Source organism: Oryzihumus sp. (assembly GCF_036391795.1).
Classification (GTDB): domain Bacteria; phylum Actinomycetota; class Actinomycetes; order Actinomycetales; family Dermatophilaceae; genus Oryzihumus.
The window spans coordinates 1-8194 of sequence record NZ_DASVZH010000140.1 but is presented as its reverse complement, the minus strand read 5'-3'; the positions used below and the strand labels follow the sequence as shown (position 1 = coordinate 8194).

9 protein-coding genes are annotated in these 8194 nt (G+C 72.6%); 6 read left to right on the top strand and 3 right to left on the bottom strand.

The window, feature by feature from the left end; genetic code table 11:
* The 4 genes from VF825_RS08180 to VF825_RS08165 all read left to right on the top strand — a co-directional run.
* Nucleotides 1–444, top strand: a 444-nt coding sequence (locus VF825_RS08180; RefSeq protein WP_331112039.1) for an IspD/TarI family cytidylyltransferase, incomplete at its 5' end; no start/stop codon positions are given.
* Nucleotides 431–952 (top strand): 2-C-methyl-D-erythritol 2,4-cyclodiphosphate synthase, encoded by a 522-nt coding sequence (ispF, locus tag VF825_RS08175; RefSeq protein ID WP_331112037.1) that lies wholly within the window; start codon nucleotides 431–433, stop codon nucleotides 950–952. The genes VF825_RS08180 and ispF, both read left to right, overlap by 14 nt.
* 167 nt (nucleotides 953–1119) lie before the next feature.
* Nucleotides 1120–2205 carry an S-(hydroxymethyl)mycothiol dehydrogenase gene (locus VF825_RS08170; RefSeq protein WP_331112035.1) on the top strand — a complete coding sequence of 362 codons (1086 nt, stop codon included), beginning with the start codon at nucleotides 1120–1122 and terminating at the stop codon, nucleotides 2203–2205.
* Nucleotides 2205–2852 carry an MBL fold metallo-hydrolase gene (locus VF825_RS08165; RefSeq protein ID WP_331112033.1) on the top strand — a complete coding sequence of 216 codons (648 nt, stop codon included), beginning with the start codon at nucleotides 2205–2207 and terminating at the stop codon, nucleotides 2850–2852. The genes VF825_RS08170 and VF825_RS08165 overlap by 1 nt, the downstream gene beginning before the upstream one ends.
* A gap of 146 nt (nucleotides 2853–2998) precedes the next feature.
* Here VF825_RS08165 and VF825_RS08160 read toward each other — a convergent pair whose 3' ends face one another.
* Nucleotides 2999–3526, bottom strand: a complete 528-nt coding sequence (locus VF825_RS08160; RefSeq protein WP_331112031.1) for a phosphatase PAP2 family protein — start codon at nucleotides 3524–3526, stop codon at nucleotides 2999–3001.
* Nucleotides 3527–3620: 94 nt separating this feature from the next.
* Nucleotides 3621–5258 (bottom strand): alkaline phosphatase family protein, encoded by a 1638-nt coding sequence (locus VF825_RS08155; RefSeq protein ID WP_331112029.1) that lies wholly within the window; start codon nucleotides 5256–5258, stop codon nucleotides 3621–3623.
* Between the two features lie 189 nt (nucleotides 5259–5447).
* On the opposite strand from VF825_RS08155, the gene cysS reads away from it, so the two are divergent.
* Nucleotides 5448–6875, top strand: coding sequence for a cysteine--tRNA ligase (gene cysS / locus VF825_RS08150; RefSeq protein WP_331112027.1), 1428 nt, complete (start codon nucleotides 5448–5450; stop codon nucleotides 6873–6875).
* A gap of 19 nt (nucleotides 6876–6894) precedes the next feature.
* On the top strand, nucleotides 6895–7899 hold the full coding sequence (gene rlmB, locus VF825_RS08145; protein WP_331112025.1) for a 23S rRNA (guanosine(2251)-2'-O)-methyltransferase RlmB: 1005 nt from the start codon (nucleotides 6895–6897) through the stop codon (nucleotides 7897–7899).
* A gap of 47 nt (nucleotides 7900–7946) precedes the next feature.
* On the opposite strand, the gene VF825_RS08140 is transcribed toward rlmB, so the two are convergent.
* Nucleotides 7947–8194, bottom strand: a 248-nt coding sequence (locus VF825_RS08140) for an IS30 family transposase (RefSeq protein WP_331112023.1), incomplete at its 5' end; no start/stop codon positions are given.

Below are 8194 nucleotides of genomic sequence, written 5' to 3'. Positions count from 1 at the left end.
CGCACCGCATCCGTGGCCGCCGGCCTCGCCGCGCTCGGCCCCGACGAGGACGTCGTCCTGGTCCACGACGCCGCCCGCGCGCTGACCCCGGTCGCCGTCTTCGAGCGGGTCGCCGAGGCGGTCCGGGCCGGTCACCCGGCGGTCGTGCCCGGCCTGCCGGTCGTCGACACCGTCAAGGTCGTCGACGCGCACGGCGTGGTCACGGCGACCCCGGCGCGCGAGCTGCTGCGCGCGATACAGACGCCGCAGGGCTTCTCGCGCGCCGTGCTCGAGCGCGCCCACGCCAGTGGCCTCACCGCCACCGACGACGCCGCGCTGGTCGAGGCGCTCGGGCTGCCCGTGCTCGTCGTCGACGGCGACCCGGCCGCGCTCAAGGTGACCACCCCGGGCGACGTGGCCCGCGCCGAAGCCCTGCTGGAGGATGGCCGGTATGTCGGACAGTGAGCTCCCGCCCCAGCCCCCCGTCGCGCACGTGGTGCTGCCGCGGACCGGCGTCGGCGTCGACGTCCACGCCTTCGCCACGGACGACCGCCCGCTGCACCTCGCCGGGCTGACCTGGCCGGGGGAGCGAGGCATCGAGGGTCACTCCGACGGCGACGTCGTGGCCCACGCGGCGTGCAACGCGCTGTTCTCAGCCGCCGGGCTGGGCGACCTGGGCACCCACTTCGGCACCGACCGGCCGGAGCTGGCCGGCGCCCGCGGGGTCACCCTGCTCGCCGAGGCGGCGCGGATCGTGCGGGAGGCCGGGTTCACCATCGGCAACGTCGCGGTCCAGGTCGTCGGCAACCGGCCCAAGCTCGGCCCGCGCCGCGAGGAGGCGCAGGCGGTGCTGGCGGACACGCTCGGGGCGCCGGTCTCGCTGGCCGCCGCCACGACCGACGGGCTCGGCTTCACCGGCCGCGGCGAGGGCATCGGCGCCATCGCCACCGCCCTGGTGGTCCCGACCGCCTGACCTGCCTCTTCACCCGCCGAGAGGGACATTCCTCGGGGTTGGGGACCTGCCCAAGCCCGAGGAACGTCCCTCTCGGCGCATGGAGGCTCGACGTGAGGTGGGCAGGCCCGCTCACTAGGCTCACGGCATACCTGCAGTCGCACCACCCGACCCGCAAAGGAGCCGGCATGCCGAGCACGGTCACAGGAGTCATCGCGCGCAGCAAGGGCGCACCCGTCGAGCTGGTCGACGTGGTCGTGCCCGACCCGGGTCCCGGTGAGGCGGTCGTGAAGGTGCAGGCCTGCGGGGTCTGCCACACCGACCTGCACTACCGCGAGGGCGGGATCAACGACGAGTTCCCGTTCCTGCTCGGGCACGAGGCGGCCGGCGTGGTCGAGGCGGTCGGCGAGGGCGTGACCGAGGTGGCACCCGGCGACTTCGTCGTCCTGAACTGGCGCGCGGTCTGTGGCCAGTGCCGGGCGTGCGCCAAGGGCAAGCCGTGGTACTGCTTCAACACCCACAACGCCACGCAGAAGATGACGCTGACCGACGGCACCGAGCTCTCGCCGGCGCTGGGCATCGGGGCGTTCATCGAGAAGACGCTGGTCGCCGCCGGACAGTGCACCAAGGTCGACCCGGCCGCGCCGGCCACCGCCGCCGGGCTGCTCGGCTGCGGTGTGATGGCCGGCTTCGGCGCGGCGGTCAACACCGGCGGCGTCACGCGCGGTGACTCGGTCGCGGTCTTCGGCTGCGGTGGCGTGGGCAACGCCGCCATCGCGGGCGCCGTGCTGGCCGGGGCGACGCGGGTCATCGCCGTCGACGTCGACGACCGCAAGCTGGAGTGGGCCAAGGGCTTCGGCGCCACGCACACCGTCAACTCGCGCAGCCAGGACCCGGTCGAGGCGATCCGCGAGCTGACCGGCGGGTTCGGCGCCGACGTGGTCGTCGAGGCGGTCGGCCGACCCGAGACCTACGAGCAGGCCTTCTACGCCCGCGACCTCGCCGGCACCCTCGTGCTGGTGGGGGTCCCCACGCCCGACCTGAAGATCGAGCTGCCGATGATCGAGGTCTTCGGCAGGGGCGGGGCGCTGAAGTCCAGCTGGTACGGCGACTGCCTGCCCTCGCGGGACTTCCCGATGCTGGTCGACCTCTACCGGCAAGGCCGCTTCGACCTCGACGGGTTCGTCTCCGAGACCATCGAGCTCGGCGACGTCGAGGCCGCGTTCGAGAAGATGCACCGCGGCGACGTGTTGCGCTCGGTCGTGGTGCTCTGATGTCGGTCCTCGGCAAGGGCTCGCCGGTGCGGGTCGACCGCGTCGTCACGCACGGCACCTTCAACCTCGACGGCGGCAGCTGGGAGGTGGACAACAACGTCTGGGTGGTCGGCAACGACACCGAGTGCGTGGTCATCGACCCTGCCCACGACGGCCGGCCGATCGTCAAGGCGGTCGGCAAGCGCAACGTCGTGGCGATCCTGTGCACCCACGCCCACGACGACCACATCAGCGCCCTGGGGGAGGTCTCCGACGCCACCCGCGGCAAGTCCTACCTGCACCCCGAGGACCGCGTGCTGTGGGACCGCGTCTACCCCGTCACCCCCGACCGCGAGCTCGCCGACGGCGACACCATCTCGGTCGCGGGCGTGACGCTGCAGGTGCTGCACACGCCGGGCCACTCCCCGGGCGCCTGCTGCTTCTACAGCCCCGAGCTCGGGGTGGTCTTCACCGGCGACACGCTCTTCCAGGGCGGTCCCGGCGCGACCGGCCGCTCGTTCAGCGACTTCGACACGATCATCGCCTCGATCAGCGACAAGCTGTTCCACCTGCCGGCGGGCACGGTCGTGCACACCGGCCACGGCGACTCGACCTCGATCGGCGTCGAGGCCCCGCACCTGCCGGAGTGGGTCGCCCGCGGCCACTGACGCCACCCACCCCCACCGTCTTCACACTTGGTGCCCGCCGCGCCGCGTTCCGACCCCGTTTCGGGCGTCAGACGCGGCCGACCGGGCACCAAGTCGGGGTGATGTCGGGGTGATGTCAGGGGCAGCGGTATGCCGGGTCGCTCGCCTCAGGGGGTGGTGGCGGGGTCGGCGGTCCTCGCGGTGGAGGCGTCCAGCCCCGTCAGCCGCGCCGGCAGCCGGTGGCTGACCAGGGACCAGACGAGGACGCCGACCGCTGCGGCAACGATGCCGATCACCGCGCCGGCGAGGATGTCCTGGGTGTGGTGGACGTGCGCCAGGACGCGGGCGAACCCAACGCACAGGGCCAGGACGGCCAGCACGGCGCCCACCGTGCGCCGCTGCACCCACACCAGGGCGGCGACCGTCATGGACAGCGCCGTGTGGTCGGAGGGGAAGCCGTTGTCGGCCGGGTGGGCGAACAGCGGGTGCACCGACGGGTTGACGACGAAGGGCCGCGGGTCGGTGTGCAGCGCGGCCGCGACCAGGATGAGCCCGCCGGCTGCCGCGAGGGCCACGACGCCCTCGACGACCATCGCGACCTTCCCCGAGCGCGGCGCCCGGAGCCAGACGGCGGCGCCCACGGCGACGATGACGAACGGGAGGTACTGGGCCACGGCCACGATGAGGGAGTCCACGGGGACAGGGTGAGGGTCGTATCTGGGAGTTTCCTCAGACGACGCGGAAGCCCCGGCAGGTCAGGCCTGCCGGGGCTTCGTCGTGGGCGTCGGGTCAGCGGCCGAGGCCACCGCCCATGACGACCGCGTGGCGCAGGTCGTTGACCGCCGCGTCACGCGTCGCGACCGGGGCCAGGCCCAGGCTGCGCTCGATCGTGGCCAGGATCGAGGTGGTGTCGTAGACGGTGTGGTCGACGCCGGAGCGGGTCATCCGCGCGGAGAGGACCAGCGCCGGGATGCGGGTGCCGGGGCCCCACGCGTCGTGGGCGCCGACGGTGCCCGAGCCCTGGCCGGGCGGGGCCACGTGGTCCCACTGGCCGCCGAACTCGTCATACGTCACCACGACCAGGGTGTCCTTGGCCTGCGGGCCGCTCGTGATGGTCTTGAGCAGGTCGACCAGGTGGTCGGAACCGTTCGGCTCGCTGGCATAGCCGGGGTGCTCGTTCTCGGCGCCGTAGGGCTTGACGAAGCTGACCGTGGGCAGCGTGCCGCCCTTCGCCGCCGCGATGAACTTCGTCTCGTCCTGCAGGTGGGCGCGGCCGGGCGTGCCCGGGGCGTAGTCCTTGTAGTAGTTGAACGGCTGGTGGTGGTACTGGAACAGCGGGCCCGGGTGACCGGCCTCGGCGTCGTCCCAGCCGCCGGAGTACCAGTTCCAGCTGATGCCCTTGGCGCTGAGCCGGTCACCGATGTTGGGGTACTTCGCGTCGTCGATGAGCGGGATCTTCGCGCCGTTGCCGTAGGGCTTGCTCGACGGCTGCACCGTGTTGACCGCCAGGTTGCCGCACGCCGTGGCGTAGTCGGCGGTGACCGCCGGGTTGGCGCACTTCTTCGTCAGCTGGCCGTCGACGACGGTGCCGTCGGCCTTGTACAGCGGGTAGCTCGTCGGCATCCCGTTCTTGTCCAGCACCGTGTTCTTCGCGCCGAGCGCCCGGGCGCTGGTGTCCTCCGGCGCCCGCGCCGCGATGAGGTACTGGTGGTTGAGGAACGAGCCGCCGAACGCGCCCTGGAAGAACCGGTCCGCGAGGACGTAGTTGGGGGCGCCCTGGCTGTGCAGGTAGCGGTAGATCGGCAGGGCCTTGGTGTCGTAGTGGCCCATGGTCAGGCCGACCGCGTCCGAGCCGGTCACGTAGCGGTCCTGCTTGCCGCCGTCGAGCTGGTACTGCTCCTGGTAGAAGCGGTGCACCAGGTCACGGGTGCACCCACCGGGCTCGGCGCCGGGGGAGTCCTTGAGCACGCCATTGGGCGCGTAGACCGTCTCCGGCGGGCAGGTCCTGTCCTCGGGCTTGATGTAGTCGTCGATCCGGAACGGCTTGTTGGTGAACGCGCTGGCGCTGACCCCGTGCGCGCTGTCGCTGCACGTCGAGGGCTGCGGCGGGCTGGCCAGGTTGACGTCGTCCTGCAACAGGCACCGGTATGCCGTGCCGTCCTGGGCGACCTGGGTCGCCTTCGCGCGCGGTGCGGCCTGCAGGCCGTCGACCCGCTGGCCGGCGACGGAGCCCCAGCCGCCGTAGAGGTTGTCGAAGGAGTGGTTCTCCTCGTAGATGACCACGAGGTGCTTGTAGCCCCCGGCCGGGCCGGTGCCGATCCCGGCGTGGGGGGCGGGGGTGGCTGCCCCCGCGCTGGCCGGCCAGGCGGCGACGGCCAGCAGGGCGGCGGCTGCTCCGGCCGCCGCGGTGAACGTCTTTCGTCCCACGAGTCTCTCCTCGAGTGCTCAGGTGCCCCGGCCCACCCGGGCAGGGTCCACCCGGCACCCTGTCCCTGCCACCTGACGCGGCGGCGACACCAAGGTGACGGGCGCGCGAACGGATGGCGCGGCATACCGGCAGGTCGGCGCGGCCGGCACGATTCGGGCAAGTCGCACCACGCTCGGTAGCCTTGGCGGGTGACCCTGCGCCTGTACGACACCGCCATGCGCGAGCTGCGCGACTTCGTCCCCGTGACCGAGGGCAAGGCCGGCGTCTACATCTGTGGCCTGACCACCCAGGGGGCACCCCACATCGGGCACGTGCGCTTCGCCGTCGCGTTCGACATCCTGCGCCGCTGGCTGACCACCGGCCACGGCCTCGACGTCACGCTCGTGCGCAACGTCACCGACATCGACGACAAGATCCTCAACAAGTCGGCCGAGGCCGGCGTGCCGTGGTGGGCCTGGAGCTACCAGAACGAGCGGGCCACCAGCGAGGCGCTGGACACCCTCGGGGTGCTACCGGCCACCTACGAGCCGCGGGCCACCGGCCACATCACCGAGATGGCCGACCTCATGCAGACCCTGGTCGACAAGGGCCACGCCTACGCCGCGCCCGACGGCAGCGGCGACGTCTACTTCGACGTGCGCAGCTGGTCGGCCTACGGCGAGCTGACCCACCAGAAGATCGAGGACATGGAGGCGGCGGCCGACGCCGACCCCCGCGGCAAGCGCGACCCCCGCGACTTCGCCCTGTGGAAGGGCCACAAGGCCGGCGAGCCGGAGACGGCGAGCTGGTCCACGGCATACGGGCAGGGACGTCCGGGCTGGCACCTGGAATGCTCGGCCATGGTGCGCAAGTACCTCGGCGACACCTTCGACATCCACGGCGGCGGCGTCGACCTGCGCTTCCCGCACCACGAGAACGAGCAGGCGCAGTCGCGCGCGGCCGGGCTCGGGTTCGCCAACTACTGGCTGCACAACGCGTGGGTGACCATCGGTGGGGAGAAGATGAGCAAGTCGCTCGGCAACTCCCTGCTGGTCAGCGAGATCACCAAGATCACCCGCCCGCTGGCGCTGCGCTACTACCTCGGCGCGGCGCACTACCGCTCCACGATCGAGTACCACGAGGGCTCGCTGCGCGAGGCCGAGGCGGCCGTCGACCGGATCGAGGGCTTCCTGCGCCGGGCGACCGGCGGCTCCGCGACCCTGCCGACGGTCGAGCTGCCCGCGGCGTTCGTCGAGGCGATGGATGACGACCTCAACGTCTCCGGGGCGCTCGCCGTGGTCCACGAGACGGTGCGCGCCGGCAACACCGCCCTCGACGACGGCGACCACGCGGCGGCGCTCGAGGCGGCCGGGGCCGTCGTCGCCATGACCGACGTGCTCGGCGTCAACCCGCTCGACCCCCGCTGGAACGGCGGCTCCGGCAGCGGGGCGGCCGAGGCGATGACCGCGCTCGACGCCCTGGTCGGCGACCGCCTGGCCGCCCGCGAGGCGGCCCGTGCCGCCCGGGACTTCGCCACCGCTGACGCGATCCGCGACCAGCTCACCGCGGCGGGCATCTCCGTCGAGGACACCCCGTCCGGTGCCCGCTGGGCGCTCGCCCGGCACACCGACGTCTGAGAGACGAGACTGAACACCCATGGCCGGTAACTCCCAGCGCCGAGGCGCGATCCGCAAGTCCAAGAAGGGCGCCACCGTCGGCAGCGGCGGCCAGCGCCGCAAGGGCCTCGAGGGCAAGGGCCCCACGCCCAAGGCCGAGGAGCGCACCAAGCACGTCGCCGCCCGCCGGGCCCGCGCCGTCGCCAAGCGCGACGGCAGCAGCGCCGGTGGTGGTCAGCGCGCCGGCGCGAGCCGTGGCGGCGCCTCCCGCGGCGGTGCCGGCTCCGGCCGTCGCTCCCGCACCTCCAGCGAGGTCGTCGCCGGCCGCAACTCCGTCGTCGAGGCGCTGCGCGCCGAGGTGCCGGTCACGACGATGTACGTCGCCGGCCGGATCGACTCCGACGACCGGGTCCGCGAGGCCATGAAGATCGCCACCGCCCGGGGCATCCCGGTGCTGGAGACCCCGCGCGGCGAGCTCGACCGGCTCACCGACGGCGCGGTGCACCAGGGCCTGGCCCTGCAGGTGCCGCCGTACGAGTACGCCCACCCCACCGACCTGGTCGACCCGCAGACCCCCGGCATCCCGCTGGTCGTCGCCCTCGACGGGATCACCGACCCCCGCAACCTCGGCGCGATCATCCGCTCCGTGGCGGCGTTCGGCGGCCACGGCGTGATCGTGCCCGAGCGCCGGTCGGTCGGCATGACCGCCAGCGCGTGGAAGACCTCCGCCGGCGCCGCGGCCCGCGTCCCGGTGGCCCTGGCCAGCAACCTGACCCGGACGCTGGAGGACTACCGCAAGGCCGGCTACTTCGTCCTCGGCCTCGACATGGACGGCGACGTCGAGCTGCCCTCGCTGGAGCTGGCGACCGAGCCGCTGGTGGTCGTGGTCGGCTCCGAGGGCAAGGGCCTGTCCCGCCTGGTGTCCGAGACCTGCGACCAGATCGTCTCGATCCCGATGTCCTCGGCGGTCGAGTCGCTCAACGCCGGCATCGCCACGGGCGTCACGCTCTACGAGATCGCTCGCCAGCGCGCCGCCAAGAAGTAACCATCCTCGCCGAGAGGGACGTTTCTCGTGTTTGAGGGCAGGCGGTTTCAAGCGGCTGATGCAACGAGGAGTTCGTTCAGCTTCTGGGCGGGATTCTTCCAGTTCAAGGTCTCGCGTGGTCGCCCGTTGAGCTGGCGGGCGACCGCGTCGAGGTCGGACTGGGTGTAGCTGCGGAAGTCCGTGGAGGAGCGGGGGAAGTACTGGCGCAGCAGCCCGTTGGTGTTCTCGTTGGAGCCGCGCTGCCAGGGCGAGTGCGGGTCGCAGAAGAAGACCTGGCAGTTCGTGGCCAGGGTGA

Bases quoted from the DNA above. Each gene is read 5' to 3' on its own strand.
- ispF (WP_331112037.1), top strand. From the start codon at position 431: ATGTCGGACAGTGAGCTCCCGCCCCAGCCCCCCGTCGCGCACGTGGTG.
- VF825_RS08170 (WP_331112035.1), top strand. From the start codon at position 1,120: ATGCCGAGCACGGTCACAGGAGTCATCGCGCGCAGCAAGGGCGCACCC.
- VF825_RS08165 (WP_331112033.1), top strand. From the start codon at position 2,205: ATGTCGGTCCTCGGCAAGGGCTCGCCGGTGCGGGTCGACCGCGTCGTC.
- rlmB (WP_331112025.1), top strand. From the start codon at position 6,895: ATGGCCGGTAACTCCCAGCGCCGAGGCGCGATCCGCAAGTCCAAGAAG.